This is a genomic window from Pseudomonas sp. MOIL14HWK12:I1 (genome assembly GCF_000510705.1).
Lineage (GTDB): Bacteria > Pseudomonadota > Gammaproteobacteria > Pseudomonadales > Pseudomonadaceae > Chryseomonas > Chryseomonas oryzihabitans.
This window is the reverse complement of sequence record NZ_KI783308.1, coordinates 595489-610008: the sequence shown is the minus strand read 5'-3', so window position 1 is coordinate 610008 and position 14520 is coordinate 595489. Positions and strand designations below refer to the sequence as shown.

Genomic DNA, 14520 nt, shown 5'->3' with positions numbered 1-14520 from the left:
CTGGCAAAAGCGGCTAGCCCAGCGCCTTGCCCGCGGACACGCTCAAACCCGCTGACGTCGGCCGTCCTTCGGGGCGGGTCAGCAGGAGCAGCAGCCCCGCCGCGACGAAGACGCCAGCAAAGACCAGGTACAGCCGCAGCGGCGGCCACCCGTTATCGAGGAGCAGTCCTGCCACCACCGGCGAGAGAATGGCGCCCAGGCGACCAATCCCGATGCCCCAGCCCACCCCGGTGGCGCGCACCTCGGCGGCATAGGCCAGTGCCGGCAGCGCATAGAGCCCGGCGACGCAGCCATTGGCGAAGAGCCCGATCAGCAGCCCCATGGCCAGGGCGCCCAGGTAGGAACTGTCCATATGGGCGAAGGCCACCAGCAGCAGCGCGGTGGTCAGCATGAAGCCGCCCAGCGCCCGGGACAGCGGCAGGCGAGCGAACAGCAGACCCACCAGGGCGGCGCCAAAGATGCCGCCCACGCTCAGCAGCACGCCACCGGCCACCCCCTGCTGCTCGGAAAGCCCCAGGGTGGTCAGCAGCTTCGGCGTCCAGCTCATGATGAAGTAGAAGCCGAACATGGCCAGAAAGAACAGCGTCCACACCAGCAGGGTGGTCCGCCGCAAGGCCGGAGCCAGCAGCCGGCCAACGGTGCCGGCGGCGCCGGGGCTTGCCACCTGCGGTGGCAGCGCGGCGAGCTCAGGCTGGCCAAGTCGCCGCGCCAGGCGATTGACCTGTACCAGGGCCCCGAACGGCCGCCGCGTGAGCAGAAAATCCAGCGATTCCGGCAGACCAAGGAGCACCAGTGGCATGGCGCCCAGGGTGATGAGGCCACCCGCGCAGAAGACCGCGCGCCAGCCCCAGTGCGACAGCAGCCAGACCGCCAGCAAGCCACCCAGGGTCGCTCCCAGCGCATAGCCCATGCCCTGCAGGCTGACCGCCAGGCCCCGCCAGCGGCGCGCCGAATATTCGCTAGCGATCACGTTGCTGCTGGCCAGCACTCCACCCACGCCCAAGCCGGTGAGGCCGCGTAGCAGTGCCAGTTGCAGCGGCGACCCCGCCAGCGCCGAGAGCAACATGCCGCTCCCCGAGAGCAGCAGGCAGACCAGGATCAGCCGGCGGCGCCCCCAGCGATCGGCCAGCGGCGCCAGCAGCAGCGAACCGGCCGCCATGCCGACCAGGCCGGCGCTGAGCAGCAGCCCGACCTGAGCACCGGAGAGTCCCCACTCGCGGGATACCGAGGCCGCGGTAAAGGCCATCACCAGCACATCGAAGCCATCGATCATGTTGAGCAGGATGCACACCAGGACGGCCAGGTACTGGAAGCCGCGCATGGGCCCCCGGTCGACGATCTCGCGCAGGTCGGTCATAGCCCACCTCGCGCAACGAGCAGGTGACGGCGACCGCGCGGGACGCGCCCGGGATTGGACGGAAAGAGAGCGAGGCGTACTGACATGGCGAGCATCCTTGGGTTCTTGTTGTTGGAATCTCAGCCCGCTAACGCTGGCAAATATGGATCCAATCCACAAGATGCCGCTGCCCAATCGAATCCAGGCGCCAACCTCTGTCCTGCCCGGAAAGCGATGGCCGATCAAGGCTATTCCGTCTTATAAGAGCCCGTATCTTTGACCAATTAGCGGGCGATTATCGAGCAGCAATCGCCCTCGACGACCTGGCAGCCGCATTGACACCCCCAAAGACATCAATCGATTATTGGATCCAATATACAACAACAAGAGGTCTCGTTTATGTACCCGAAGAACGCCTGGTACGTCGCCTGCACCCCCGACGAAGTGCAGGACAAACCCCTGGGCCGCCAGATCTGCGGCGAACCCCTGGTCTTCTATCGCGATGCCAACGGCCAAGTGGTGGCCCTGGAAGATTTCTGTCCGCACCGCGGCGCGCCGCTGTCCCTGGGCTTCGTCCGCGACGGCACCCTGGTCTGCGGCTATCACGGCCTGGAGATGGGCTGCGGCGGCAAGACCCTGGGCATGCCGGGGCAGCGGGTCGGCGTCTTTCCTGCGGTACGCCCCTATGCCGCCGTCGAGCGGCACGGCTTCGTCTGGGTCTGGCCGGGCGACCAGGCCAAGGCCGATCCTGCGCTGATCCCCCACCTGGAATGGGCCGAGAGCCCGGACTGGGCCTATGGTGGCGGCCTCTATCACATCCAGTGCGACTACCGCCTGATGATCGACAATCTCATGGATCTCACCCACGAGACCTATGTCCACGCCTCCAGCATCGGCCAGAAGGAGATCGACGAGGCGCCGCCGGCCACCCGCGTCGAAGGCGACGAGGTCATCACCAGCCGGCACATGGAAAACATCTCCGCCCCGCCCTTCTGGCGCATGGCCCTGCGCGGCAACGGCCTGGCCGATGACGTCCCGGTGGATCGCTGGCAGATCTGCCGCTTCACCCCGCCCAGCCACGTCATGATCGAGGTAGGCGTGGCCCATGCCGGTCATGGCGGCTACGACGCCCCGGCGGCGGTCAAGGCCGCCAGCGTGGTGGTGGACTTCATCACCCCCGAGACCGAGACCTCCATCTGGTACTTCTGGGGCATGGCGCGCAACTTCAAGCCGGACGATGCCGAGCTCACCGCCAGCATCCGCGAGGGCCAGGGCAAGATCTTCGGCGAAGACCTAGAGATGCTCGAACGCCAGCAGCAGAACCTCCTGCGCTATCCCGAGCGCGGCCTGCTCAAGCTCAACATCGACGCCGGCGGCGTGCAGTCGCGGCAGATCATCGACCGCCTGCTGGCCGCCGAACAGGCCGCCACCGGCATCCCGGTCCGGCAGATCGCCTAGGAGACCTCCCATGCTCGACCTGATCGTCACCGCCGTGCAGCGCGAGGCGCCCACCATCCTGGCCTTCGACCTGGCCCGCGCCGACGGCGGCCCCCTGTCCGGCTTCGCCGCCGGCGCCCATCTGGAGATCGCCCTGGGCGACGGCCTGCTGCGCCACTATTCGCTGTGCGCCACGCCCGAACCCGCCCCGACCCGCTATCGCATCGCCGTGCTGCTCGTCCCCGACTCCCGCGGCGGCTCCCAGGCCATGCATCGCCTGCAAGTGGGCGATCGGCTGCAGGTCAGCGAGCCACGCAATCTGTTCGCCCTGGTGCCGAGCGCGCGCCGCACCCAGCTGCTGGCCGGCGGCATCGGCATCACCCCCCTCCTGGCCATGGCCGAACAGCTCTATCGGCAGGGCGCGCGTTTCACCCTGCGCTACCTGGTGCGCGACCGCGAACACGCGGCCTTCATCCCCTGGCTCAAGGCGCGGCCCTATGCCGAGCAGGTCAGGGTGCATTTCGACCAGCACGATCCGGCGCTGCGCCCCAACTTCCAGCACCTGCTCGGCCCGGCGGCGCCGGACGACCATCTCTATGTCTGCGGTCCGGCCGGCTTCATGGCCGCGGTGGTGGACGCCGCCCAGGCCCAGGGCTGGCAACCCGGACAGATCCATCGCGAATTCTTCGCCGCCGATCCCGCCGCCCAGGGCGAGCAGCGGCCCTTCGAGGTGGAGCTGGCGCGCAGCGGGCGCCGTGTGCAGGTACCGGCCGAGCGCAGCGTGGTCGAGGTCCTGGCCGATATGGGGGTCGTCCTGCCGGTGTCCTGTGGTCAGGGCCTCTGCGGCACCTGCCTGACCCCGGTGCTTGACGGCGAACCCGAGCACCGCGACCTCTTTCTCTCCGCGGCCGAGCACGCCGCCAACGACCGCTTCACCCCCTGCTGCTCCCGCGCCAAGGGCGAGCGACTGGTGCTGGATCTCTAACGACCCGAGCCCTCCTAGCCTCCCCCTCTCCCCCTGGGAGAGGGCCGGGGTGAGGGAACCGGCCTACACCAACACCCGCACCGACCCCGCCTCCCCCTCTTCCCCACCGAACCAGCGTGCATAGCCCAGGGTCGCCTGGGCGTGCTCGCGCATGATGCCCTCGGCACGCGCGCCCTGGCCGCGCACCAGGGCATCGAAGACCGCATGGTGCTGCAGATGGGCGAAGTTGAAGCGGCGGTATTCGCGCTCGAGATTGTCGGCATCCACCGCCAAGGCGCTCACCGAGGCGAAGGGCAGATGCTCGTGGCGGCCCAGGGCCAGACCGATGGCCGGATTGCCGCTGGCCGCGACGATGGCCTGGTGAAAGGCCCGGTTGAGATCGTGGTACTCCTCCAGATCCTCCAGCAGCACATGCCCCTTGGCGAACAGCAGATCGCCCCGGCGCAGGCAGTCTTCCAGCCGGGCGCGCGTCGGCGCGTCCAGGCCACGCTCGGCGGCCTGGCGCGCGGCCAGGCCCTCCAGCACCCCGCGCACCTCCACGGCGCCTTCCAGATCGGCACCGGTCAGCGCCCGCACCTGATAGCCGCGGGCACCGCTACGCTCCAGCAGGCCTTCCTCGGCCAGGGTGCGCAGGGCCAGGCGCACCGGCATGCGCGACACGGCGAAGCGCTCGGCGGTGGGAATCTCCGCCAGGCGTTCGCCCGCGCCCAGTTCGCCGGACAGGATCATCTGCCGCAGCGCCGCCAGCACCCGCTGTCCCGGCTTGCTCATGGCTGTCCCTCTCCTTCATTGATCTCGGCCAGCAGCCACTGCCGAAAGGCCTGCAGCGATGGCAGCCCCTCGTTGCGTGGCGGATAGACCAGGTAATAGCTGCGGCGACTGACCAGCGCCGGCCCACAGGCCAGCAACTCGCCCTGGGCCAGTTCGTCTTCCACCAGCACCCGCGGCACCAGGCCGATGCCGATGCCGGCGCGCACCGCCTGGATCAGGTGCGAGGTCAGCTCGAAACTCGGCCCCGGGCGCATCGCCCGATGCGGCAGCTCGTGATGCCGGAACCACTCGCCCCAGGCCTGGGGATTGTTGGCCACGCCCAGCAGCAGCTGGTCGGCCAGGGTGGCAGGCGTGGCGTCCGGCAATTCCGCCAGGGTCGCCGGGCTGGCGATCACCACCAGGTGCTCGGCTTGCAGCGGATGGGCACGCAGCCCCGGCCAGTCCCCGCTGCCGACGCTGATGGCGGCGTCGATCTCGCTGGCGGCGAAGTCCACCGCCTGGATGCGCGAATGCAGGTGCACCAGCATGCCGGGGTGGGCGGCATAGAAGTCGCCTAGGCGCGGCAGCAGCCACTTGGAACCAAAGGTCGGCAGCACCGCCAGGCGCAGGGTGCCCTGGCCGGAGGCGAAGGCCATGGCCTGCAAGGTGGCGCTGCGGATCTGCCCGAGGGCCAGGCCCAGTTCGCGACTGTAGGCGCGACCGACATCGGTGAGGACGATCTGCCGCCCCTCGCGGCGAAACAGCGTCAATCCCAGCAACTGTTCCAGGGCCTGCACCTGGCGACCGACGGCGCTCTGGGTCAGCGACAGCTCCTCGGCCGCCCGGGTATAGCTCTCATGGCGCGCCGCCGCCTCGAAAGCCAGCAGCAGCGACATGGAGGGCGTCAGGCGACGGTGATTCATTCAGGATCTTCCGGCATAGGCGGCGGAATCTTCGGTTGTGGCGCCGCCGCGCTGTGGTGAGAATGCCTACTATAGCCAGAAAAGGTCGACGCCATTCCTTCGCTCGCTGAAGGAGACGGCCGTCCGCCGCCAGAGAGCCCGCCTGATGAACATGATCGCCCGCCTGCCGGCCCCGGCGCCCCTCGCCGCCGCCTACACCGACTTCCTGACCACCCTGGCCGCCAGCGGCTTCCAGGGCGAGATCGCGCTGGACCATGCCAGCCGCACGGTCATGGCCACCGACAACTCCATCTATCAGCGCCTGCCCCAGGCGGCGGTCTTTCCCAAGGACAGCGCCGACGTCCAGCGCCTGGCCCGGCTGATGGGCGAGCCGCGCTTCCAGGGCGTGGTCCTGACCCCGCGCGGCGGCGGCACCGGCACCAACGGCCAGTCCCTGACCGATGGCATCGTGGTCGACCTCTCCCGCCACCTGAACCAGATCCTCGAGATCAACGTCGCCGAGGGCTGGGTGCGGGTGCAAGCAGGCGTGGTCAAGGACCAGCTCAACGCCGCGCTCCGGCCCCACGGCCTGTTCTTCGCCCCGGAGCTGTCCACCTCCAACCGCGCCACCATCGGCGGCATGATCAACACCGACGCCAGCGGCCAGGGCAGCGTGACCTACGGCAAGACCCGCAACCACGTGCTGGAGCTGGATGCCTACCTGATCGGCGGCGAGCGCCTGCAGAGTCGCCCGGTGGACAGCGCCGAGCTGGACGCCCTCTGTGCTCGCGACGACCGCACCGGCGCCGTCTATCGCTGCGCACGGGACATCGCCGAGCAGCAGGCCGACCTGATCGAGGCGCGCTTTCCCAAGCTCAATCGCTGCCTGACCGGCTACGACCTGGCGCACCTGATCGAGGCAGACGGCCGCTTCAACCTCAACAGCGTGCTCTGCGGCGCCGAGGGCTCCCTGGCCTTTATCGCCGAGGCCAAACTCAACGTCTTGCCGATTCCCAAGTATTCGGTGCTGGTCAACGTTCGCTACGCCAGCTTCATGGATGCCCTGCGCGACGCACGCGCCCTGATCGAACTCAAGCCGCTGTCCATCGAGACGGTGGATTCCAAGGTGCTCCTGCTGGCCATGCAGGACATCGTCTGGCACAGCGTGGCGGAGTATTTCCCCGAAGACGTCGCGCGTCCCACCCTGGGCATCAACCTGGTGGAATTCAGCGGCGACGATCCCGAGGAAGTGGATGCCCGCGTCCAGGGCTTCCTCGAGCACCTGCGCCAGGATCCTACCGTCGAGCGCCTCGGCCACACCCTGGCCGTCGGCCGCAATGCCGTGACCCGGGTCTACACCATGCGCAAGCGCGCGGTGGGCCTGCTCGGCAACGTCCAGGGCGAGATCCGCCCGCAGCCCTTCGTCGAAGACACCGCGGTACCGCCCGAGCGGCTGGCCGACTTCATCGCCGAATTCCGCGCCCTGCTCGATGGCCACAACCTGCAATACGGCATGTTCGGCCACGTCGACGCCGGGGTGTTGCACGTGCGTCCGGCGCTGGATCTCAAGGACCCGCGCCAGGCGGCGCTGGTCCGGCCGATCTCCGACCAGGTGGCCGCCCTGACGCAGAAATACGGCGGCCTGCTCTGGGGCGAACACGGCAAGGGCGTGCGCTCGGAATACGCGCCGGCCTTCTTCGGTGACCTCTACCCGGCCCTGCAGGCGCTCAAGGGCGCCTTCGATCCGCACAACCAGCTCAATCCGGGCAAGATCGCCACCCCGCTCGCCAGCGGCGCAGAGTTGCTCAAGGTCGATGGCGTGACCCTCCGCGGCGAACTGGACCGCACCCTCGACGAGCGCGTCTGGCAGAGCTACGGCACCGCCATGCACTGCAACGGCAACGGCGCCTGCTACAACTACGATCCCGACGACGCCATGTGCCCGTCCTGGAAGGCCACCCGCCAGCGCATCCATTCGCCCAAGGGCCGCGCCGCCCTGATCCGCGAATGGCTGCGCCTGCAGGGCCAGGCCGGCATCGATGTCCTGGCCCCGGCGCCGCGTGGCGCGCTGAACTGGCTCAAGGCCCTGCCGCAGCGCTGGCGCAATGGCCGCCAGGCCGAGGCGGACTTCTCCCACGAGGTCTATGACGCCATGGCCGGCTGCCTGGCGTGCAAGTCCTGCGCGGGCCAGTGCCCGATCAAGGTCAATGTGCCGGAATTCCGCTCGCGCTTTCTCGAACTCTATCACCGTCGCTATCTGCGCCCCGTCCGCGACTACCTGATCGGCTCCCTGGAATTCAGCCTGCCGCTGTTCGCCCGCGCCCCGGGCCTCTACAACGCGGTGATGGGTGCGACGCCGATCCAGCGGCTGTTCGCCGAGCGCATCGGCATGGTCGACAGTCCCCTGCTCAGCCGCTTCGACCTGGTGCCGGTCATGCATCGGTGGCAGGTGCAGATCGCCACGCCGGAGCGGCTGCTGGCGTTGAGCGAGGAAGAGCGCGCCAGGACCGTAGTGGTGGTACAGGATGCCTTCACCCGCTACTTCGAGACGCCGCTCACCGCCGCCTTCCTCGAACTGGCGGCCCGGCTGGGCCAGCGGGTGTTCCTCGCGCCCTATCGCGCCAACGGCAAGCCGCTGCAGGTGCAGGGTTTTCTCGGCGCCTTCGAGCGCACCGCACGGCGCAACGCGGCCCAGCTCGCCAGCCTGGCCGGCTTCGGCGTCAAGCTGGTTGGCCTCGATCCGGCCATGACCCTGGTCTATCGCCAGGAATACCCCAAGGTCCCCGGCATCGCCAGGATGCCCGAGGTCCTGCTGCCCCAGGAATGGCTGCTGCAGGTGTTGCCGAAAGAGCAGAAGGTGGTCGGCGACAAGGTCTATCGCCTGCTCGGCCATTGCACCGAGAAGACCAACGCCCCGGCCAGCGTCAGCCAGTGGCAGCAGGTGTTCGAACGCCTAGGTCTGGGCCTCAAGCCGGAAAGCACCGGCTGCTGCGGCATGTCCGGCACCTACGGCCACGAGGCACGCAACCTGGCGACCTCCAAGGTGATCTACGACCAGTCCTGGGCCCGCGCCCTGGCCGTCCCGGCGGACCAGGGCGAAGCCCTGGCCACCGGCTATTCCTGCCGCAGCCAGGTCAAGCGCATCGATGACCGCCGCCTGCGCCATCCGCTGGAAGCAGTGCTGGATGCGGTGCGGGGCTGAACGCTCCTGCCCTACCCCTGATCGCGGCCATGGGCCGCTCCTACAGCGGTATCCGTGCCTGTAGGAGCGGCCCATGGCCGCGATCAGAACCCTAATGCAGAAGCAGCCATATCGGCGGAGCACCGCGGCCATGATTAATCAGTAGCGAGGAAAACCGCGCAGCGTTTTCCACGGGCATGCGAACAGGCCGAAGGGCAAGAACCCTCGACCCAAGCAAGCTACATAGAGAAGGAAAAACCCGAGAAAGCCCGACCAGAAAAATCGCGCCCAAACGAAAAAGCGGCCACTAGGGCCGCTTCTCGATGGTTGCTGGCGTTCAGGACCAGACAACCTTTGAATGGCGCAGCGGACGGGACTCGAACCCGCGACCCCCGGCGTGACAGGCCGGTATTCTAACCGACTGAACTACCGCTGCGCATTACCTCGAGTGGTGGGTGATGACGGGATCGAACCGCCGACCCTCTGCTTGTAAGGCAGATGCTCTCCCAGCTGAGCTAATCACCCGTTTGCTCTCGAAGTGGGGCGCATTCTACGGAGGGGTTTACGACCTGGCAACCCCTTTTTCAAAAAAATTTTCCCAGCACTTCCAAAGGCTTAGCGCTGCCCCTGCGCGCACCTAAGAAAGCGCGCATTCCCGACGACCATCGCGATCCGGGGTTGGCCTCCGGGGCGGGCGACGCGGATAATGCGCGCTTCGTTTTTGGGAGTGACACCATGTGGTTCCGTAATCTGCTCGTCTACCGTCTCACCCAGGAAGTCGCCTTCGAGACCGAAGCCCTCGAAGCCGCCCTCGCCGCCAAGCCGGCTCGTCCCTGCGCCAGCCAGGAATTGTCCACCTATGGATTCGTCGCCCCCTTCGGCAAGGGCCCGGACCTGCCGTTGGTGCACGAAAGCCAGGGCTTCTTCCTGATCGCCGCGCGCAAGGAAGAACGCATCCTGCCCAGCAGCGTGGTCAAGGAAGCCGTGCAGGAAAAGGTCGACGAGATCGAAAACCAGCAGATGCGCAAGGTCTACAAGAAGGAGAAGGAGCAGATCAAGGACGAGATCGTCCAGGCCTTCCTGCCGCGCGCCTTCATCCGGCGCCAGACCACCTATGCCGCCATCGATCCCAAGCAGGGCTGGATCCTGGTCGACGCCTCCAGCGCCAAGCGCGCCGAGGACCTGCTCTCCACCCTGCGCGATGCCCTGGGCTCGCTGCCGGTCCGCCCGCTGGGCGTCAAGCAGGCCCCCATGGCCACCTTCACAGACTGGGTCAAGGCCGGTGACGCCACCCATGGCCTCTACATCCTCGACGAGTGCGAACTGCGCGATGCCGGCGAAGACGGCGGCGTGGTGCGCTGCAAGGGTCAGGACCTGACCAGCGAAGAGATCCAGAACCACCTGGGCGCCGGCAAGCTGGTCACCAAGCTGGCCCTGGCCTGGCAGGACAAGCTGGCCCTGCTGCTGGACGACAAGGTCACCATCAAGCGCCTGAAGTTCGAGGACCTGCTGCAGGACCAGGCCGAACAGGACGGCGGCGAAGACGCCCTCGGCCAGCAGGACGCCAGCTTCGTGCTGATGATGATGACCCTGGCGGAATTCCTGCCACAGCTGATCGAAGCCCTGGGTGGTGAAGAATTGCCACAGGGGCTCTAAGCTCACCTCAAGGCCGGCGCAGACCGGCCTTTTTTCTGCCTATTGAAAAAGGAGTTTGCCATGCGTGCCCTGGCCGCCTTCAGCCGCTTCGTCGGCAATACCTTCGCCTTCTGGGTGCTGCTCGCCGCCCTGCTGGCGTTCTTCGCCCCCGCAGTATTCAAGCCGCTGAGCGTGGCCATCGTGCCGCTGCTGGGGGTGATCATGTTCGGCATGGGCCTGACGCTCAAGGTCGAGGATTTCGCCGCCGTCGGCCGTCACCCCTGGCGGGTGCTGCTGGGGGTGGTGGCGCACTTCGTCATCATGCCGGGGGTGGCCTGGGCGCTCTGTCAGCTGTTCCACCTGCCGCCGGAGATCGCCGTCGGCGTCATCCTGGTCGGCTGCTGCCCCAGCGGCACGGCGTCCAATGTCATGACCTGGCTGGCCAAGGGCGACCTGGCGCTGTCAGTCGCCATCGCCGCGGTGACCACCCTGCTCGCGCCCCTGCTGACCCCGGCGCTGATCTGGCTGCTGGCCTCCACCTGGCTGCCGATCTCCTTTGGCGGGCTGTTCTGGTCGATCCTGCAGGTGGTGCTGCTGCCCATCGCCCTGGGTCTGGTCGCCCAGCGTCTGCTCGGCCAGCGCGTCGGCGCCCTGGTCGAGGTGCTGCCGCTGGCTTCGGTGGTGAGCATCGTGGTGATCGTTGCCGCGGTGGTGGCCGCCAGCCAGGCGCGCATCGCGGAATCCGGGCTGCTGATCATGGCGGTGGTGATCCTGCACAACGGTTTCGGCTTCCTGCTCGGCTATCTCACCGGCAAGTTCTGCAAGCTTCCGGTGGCCCAGCGCAAATCCCTGGCACTGGAAGTCGGCATGCAGAATTCCGGGCTCGGCGCCGCCCTGGCCACGGCGCATTTCTCGCCGCTGGCCGCGGTCCCCAGCGCCCTGTTCAGCGTCTGGCACAACATCTCCGGGGCGCTACTGGCCACCCTCTTCCGCCGCTTCAAGGACGACGACGCGCGTCCCTGAAGTCTCGTGCCACACCTGCCGGAGCAGCGCCTGGCAGGTGTCCTCGGTGAAGGGCTGCGGCCGGGCGATGCCGTAGCCCTGGGCATAGTCGACCCCCAGGGCAGTCAGCGCCGCCACCACCGCCGGGTTCTCGGCGAACTCGGCGATGGTCTTCTTGCCGGTGAGATGGCCCAGCTGATTGATCGCCTCGACCATGGCGCTGTCCACGGCGTCTTCCAGCAGGTGGCGGACAAAGCTGCCGTCGATCTTCAGGTAGTCCACCGGCAGGTGCTTGAGGTAGGTGAAGGACGACATCCCGGCGCCGAAGTCGTCCAGCGAGAATCTCACCCCCAGGCCACGCAATTCGTCCATGAACAACCGCGCCGCATCCAGATTGGCCACGGCGCTGGTCTCGGTGATCTCGAAGCAGATGCGCGCCGGCGCGATCTGCCAGCGCTGCAGCTGCTGCCTGACGAAATCGGCCAGACCCGCCTCGCCTAGCGAATGCCCGGACAGGTTGATGGCCAGAGTGTCGAGCAACCCGTCGGGCAGCTCGGCGAAGCGCGCCAGGGCCGCGGCGATCACCCAGCGATCCAGGTCCGGCATCAGGCCATAGCGCTCCGCGGCCGGGATGAAGGCGCCCGGCGCGATCAGCCGCTCGCCCTCTTCCAGTCGCATCAGCACCTCCACGTGGCGATCCGCGACGGTCTCCTGGCCCAGCCCCAGGATCGGCTGGACATATAGCCGAAACCTGTCCTCGGCCAGCGCCCGGTGCAGGCGCTGCACCCAGGCCATCTCGCCATGGCGCTGATCCAGCTCCACATCGCCCGGGGCAAAGACCTGGATGCGATTGCGCCCCTTGTCCTTGGCCGCGTAGCAGGCCAGATCGGCCAGGCGCAGCGCCTCCTCGGGCGCCAGGGCCTGGCCTCCCAGGTGCACCACGCCGATGCTCAGACCGACGCGAAAGCCCTGCCCGGCCGCTTCGAATTGCAGGCTACCGACGCAGCAGCGCAGGCGCTCGGCCACGGCCTCGACCTGCGCCGGCGTACGGTTTTCCAGCAGGACGCCGAATTCGTCGCCGCCCAGCCGTGCCAGGCAATCCTCTTCGCCCAGTTGCTGAGCGAGCAATTCGCACAGCTGGCGCAGCAGGCGATCGCCATGGAAATGCCCGGAGGTATCGTTGACGATCTTGAACTGATCCAGATCGATGAACAGCAGCGAGGCACAGGCCAGGTCCTCGCGGGCCAGCAGGCGCTCCAGCCGGGTCTCGAACTCGCGGCGATTGAGCAGCCCGGTCAGGGCATCGTGACTGGCCTGCCAGGCCAGATCATGCAGAAAGGCGCGCTCGCGGGTCTGGTCGTGCATCACCAGCACCACCCCGGTGCCGGACTCGCCCCGCGGCAGGGGGGTCACCGTCAGGGCCACCGGCACCCGGGTGCCGTCGATGCGCACCAGCTGATGCGCCAGAGGCTCGTTGCCCGCCAGCCAGTCCTGGCTGCGCAGGCGTTCGGCCAGCGGCTGGGTCGACGCCGGCTGGTCCTCGGTCTGGATGTCGAACAGGTGGGTGACGGGCGTACCCGCCGCCAGCCCCGGCCACGCCAGCAGGCGCTCCGCGGCCGGGTTGTGATAGAGCAGCCGACCCTGGGCATTCAGCGCCAGCACGGCATCGCCCAGGGACGCCAGGATGACCTGGATATGTTCTTTTTCGGCCTGCAGCGCCTGCTCGGAGCGCCAGCGCTGCTGCACCAGGCTGTGCATGCGCCAGATGGCCAGGAGCACCAGCAAGGCGCCGACCAGGACGTTGGCGATGAACAGGGCCGCCACCAGCTGCCGCGACGCCACCCCCAGGCGCTCCGAGAAGGCCACCGTTTCCGGCATCATCCGGTCGTGCAGGTCCAGCAGCTGGCGTTTCAGCGGAATCAGCGCCGGTCCCGGTCCCCGCAGCTTGATCAACTCGAAGCCGGTGCGCGCCAGGGCCTGGAATTCGTCCATGTAGGGATCGGTGATCTGCCAGCGGGCGATCACCCCTTCGAAGGGTTCCACATGGCGAGCCATCTGGAAGAGCGCGATGAGGCCGTCGATGTCGTCCGGACTGTTGCCGGCCAGGCGCAGCAGCCGCGCCGCTTCGGCGCGGTCGCCGCCGCTATCGAGTTCCTGCCGCGCCGCCCGGTCGAGGTCGTTGACGCTGATGGACGCGAGGTAGGCGTGATAGAACTCGGGCCGTCCTTCGTCCAGGTAGGCGCCGAGCGCCAGCATGGCGTTGCCGAGGCTCTTGCTCCACAGGCTTTCCGCGGACACATAGGCGCGCACCGTCGACAGCAGTTGCAGGCTGACGATGGCGACCAGCGCCTGGCAGGACAGGATGATGACGAAGGGCCAGACGACCCGCAGCGTGCGCAGCGCAGAGGAAGGCGACAGTGAAGACATACAGCGATCCGCAAAAGGAGACGGGCGAATTCTTGCCATTGAGCAGGCATGTCGGCCGTTTCGCGGAAAACTGTTGGCTCGTAAAGACAGCTACGTTGGATTACCGGCGCCAGACAAGCGACGCAGAGGGGGGTGCCGCCCTACCGCTGCCGGCGGCTGCCGACGAACGGTAGTCGAGGAGCCACCGCTAGTTGAAGGACGCCTCCAGGCGCGCCTTCACCTCGGGCCATTCGCGATCGGTGATGCTGTACATCACGGTGTCGTCCAGACGCCCGTCGGCCAGGCGCCGGTGATGGCGCAGCAGGCCTTCGCGGACCGCCCCCAGCTTCTCGATGGCGGCCTGGGATCGGAGATTGGTCGCGGCGGTCTTGAGCTGCACCCGCACCAGCTGCCAGTGCTCGAAGGCATGGCGCAGCATCAGGTACTTGATGTTGCCGTTGAGTCCGCTGCCATGCTGCTCACTGTCGAGCCAGGTCCAGCCAATCTCGGCGGCGGGCAGCGCCGGCAGGAAGTCGGCGAAACGGGTGGTGCCCACCAGCCGGTCGGCGATGCGCACGGCAAAGGGCAAAGCGCGTCCTTCGCGCTGCTCGGCCAGGGCCTGGCGATACCAGTCCGGACGCAGGGGCCCGCTCAGGTAGTGCAGCGCTTCGCGATTGCGCTCGGCCAGACTGACCAGCTCCAGCACGTCGCCTTCCGCCAGGGGGTCCAGGCGCAGCGCACCACGTTGCAGGGAAATGGGCTGCGCTTGGAACATGACGGTCTCTCGCTCTTGAATCAGCCCGCCAACCTAACAGGGCCGGCCGCCCGGCTCAACCCACTGGCATCCCCCAACGCACCAGAACTGACGTCTGGCACCCCAAGGTGC

Annotated in this window: 10 protein-coding genes and 2 tRNA genes; 5 read left to right on the top strand and 7 right to left on the bottom strand. The window is 67.8% G+C overall.

The genetic code is table 11. From position 1 onward, the window contains the following. Positions 1 to 13: 13 nt before the first annotated feature. The gene (locus PSEK12I1_RS0120515) at positions 14 to 1357 is read right to left on the bottom strand and encodes an MFS transporter (RefSeq protein WP_027602760.1); all 1344 of its coding nucleotides are present in this window, start codon (positions 1355 to 1357) and stop codon (positions 14 to 16) included. A gap of 378 nt (positions 1358 to 1735) precedes the next feature. Between PSEK12I1_RS0120515 and PSEK12I1_RS0120510 the strand changes: the two genes are divergently transcribed. Together PSEK12I1_RS0120510 and PSEK12I1_RS0120505 are read left to right on the top strand one after the other, a co-directional pair. Further along, complete coding sequence (locus PSEK12I1_RS0120510; protein WP_027602759.1) at positions 1736 to 2794, top strand: aromatic ring-hydroxylating dioxygenase subunit alpha; 1059 nt, start codon at positions 1736 to 1738, stop codon at positions 2792 to 2794. 10 nt (positions 2795 to 2804) lie between these two features. After that, positions 2805 to 3758: a PDR/VanB family oxidoreductase gene (locus tag PSEK12I1_RS0120505; RefSeq protein ID WP_027602758.1), complete on the top strand. Its 954-nt coding sequence runs from the start codon at positions 2805 to 2807 to the stop codon at positions 3756 to 3758. Between the two features lie 63 nt (positions 3759 to 3821). Here PSEK12I1_RS0120505 and PSEK12I1_RS0120500 read toward each other — a convergent pair whose 3' ends face one another. Then, positions 3822 to 4529 carry a GntR family transcriptional regulator gene (locus PSEK12I1_RS0120500; RefSeq protein WP_027602757.1) on the bottom strand — a complete coding sequence of 236 codons (708 nt, stop codon included), beginning with the start codon at positions 4527 to 4529 and terminating at the stop codon, positions 3822 to 3824. Then, complete coding sequence (locus tag PSEK12I1_RS0120495; RefSeq protein WP_027596841.1) at positions 4526 to 5431, bottom strand: LysR substrate-binding domain-containing protein; 906 nt, start codon at positions 5429 to 5431, stop codon at positions 4526 to 4528. Before PSEK12I1_RS0120495 ends, PSEK12I1_RS0120500 begins: the two co-directional genes overlap by 4 nt. A 151-nt stretch (positions 5432 to 5582) precedes the next feature. On the opposite strand from PSEK12I1_RS0120495, the gene PSEK12I1_RS0120490 reads away from it, so the two are divergent. Beyond that, complete coding sequence (locus tag PSEK12I1_RS0120490) at positions 5583 to 8612, top strand: FAD-binding and (Fe-S)-binding domain-containing protein (protein WP_027602756.1); 3030 nt, start codon at positions 5583 to 5585, stop codon at positions 8610 to 8612. 338 nt (positions 8613 to 8950) lie between these two features. Here PSEK12I1_RS0120490 and PSEK12I1_RS0120485 read toward each other — a convergent pair. Further along, positions 8951 to 9027, bottom strand: a tRNA-Asp gene (locus PSEK12I1_RS0120485). A gap of 13 nt (positions 9028 to 9040) precedes the next feature. Further along, a tRNA-Val gene (locus PSEK12I1_RS0120480) sits at positions 9041 to 9116 on the bottom strand. Positions 9117 to 9326: 210 nt separating this feature from the next. Between PSEK12I1_RS0120480 and rdgC the strand changes: the two genes are divergently transcribed. Beyond that, positions 9327 to 10247, top strand: coding sequence for a recombination-associated protein RdgC (gene rdgC, locus PSEK12I1_RS0120475; RefSeq protein WP_007159072.1), 921 nt, complete (start codon positions 9327 to 9329; stop codon positions 10245 to 10247). 60 nt (positions 10248 to 10307) lie between these two features. Next, a complete protein-coding gene (locus PSEK12I1_RS0120470; RefSeq protein WP_027602755.1) occupies positions 10308 to 11249 on the top strand; it encodes a bile acid:sodium symporter family protein in 942 nt (313 codons plus the stop codon). On the opposite strand, the gene PSEK12I1_RS0120465 is transcribed toward PSEK12I1_RS0120470, so the two are convergent. After that, positions 11199 to 13655, bottom strand: coding sequence for a bifunctional diguanylate cyclase/phosphodiesterase (locus PSEK12I1_RS0120465; protein ID WP_027602754.1), 2457 nt, complete (start codon positions 13653 to 13655; stop codon positions 11199 to 11201). The two genes, PSEK12I1_RS0120470 and PSEK12I1_RS0120465, sit on opposite strands and share 51 nt — an antisense overlap. Before the next feature lie 187 nt (positions 13656 to 13842). After that, entirely contained in the window at positions 13843 to 14409 is a 567-nt protein-coding gene (locus PSEK12I1_RS0120460) for a GNAT family N-acetyltransferase (RefSeq protein WP_027596845.1), read from the bottom strand. Between the last annotated feature and the right edge of the window lie 111 nt (positions 14410 to 14520).

What these genes read in the sequence shown, in the direction of transcription:
- PSEK12I1_RS0120515 (WP_027602760.1), bottom strand. Translation starts at nt 1,357, where the DNA reads ATGACCGACCTGCGCGAGATCGTCGACCGGGGGCCCATGCGCGGCTTC.
- PSEK12I1_RS0120510 (WP_027602759.1), top strand. Translation starts at nt 1,736, where the DNA reads ATGTACCCGAAGAACGCCTGGTACGTCGCCTGCACCCCCGACGAAGTG.
- PSEK12I1_RS0120505 (WP_027602758.1), top strand. Translation starts at nt 2,805, where the DNA reads ATGCTCGACCTGATCGTCACCGCCGTGCAGCGCGAGGCGCCCACCATC.
- PSEK12I1_RS0120500 (WP_027602757.1), bottom strand. Translation starts at nt 4,529, where the DNA reads ATGAGCAAGCCGGGACAGCGGGTGCTGGCGGCGCTGCGGCAGATGATC.
- PSEK12I1_RS0120495 (WP_027596841.1), bottom strand. Translation starts at nt 5,431, where the DNA reads ATGAATCACCGTCGCCTGACGCCCTCCATGTCGCTGCTGCTGGCTTTC.
- PSEK12I1_RS0120490 (WP_027602756.1), top strand. Translation starts at nt 5,583, where the DNA reads ATGATCGCCCGCCTGCCGGCCCCGGCGCCCCTCGCCGCCGCCTACACC.
- rdgC (WP_007159072.1), top strand. Translation starts at nt 9,327, where the DNA reads ATGTGGTTCCGTAATCTGCTCGTCTACCGTCTCACCCAGGAAGTCGCC.
- PSEK12I1_RS0120470 (WP_027602755.1), top strand. Translation starts at nt 10,308, where the DNA reads ATGCGTGCCCTGGCCGCCTTCAGCCGCTTCGTCGGCAATACCTTCGCC.
- PSEK12I1_RS0120465 (WP_027602754.1), bottom strand. Translation starts at nt 13,655, where the DNA reads ATGTCTTCACTGTCGCCTTCCTCTGCGCTGCGCACGCTGCGGGTCGTC.
- PSEK12I1_RS0120460 (WP_027596845.1), bottom strand. Translation starts at nt 14,409, where the DNA reads ATGTTCCAAGCGCAGCCCATTTCCCTGCAACGTGGTGCGCTGCGCCTG.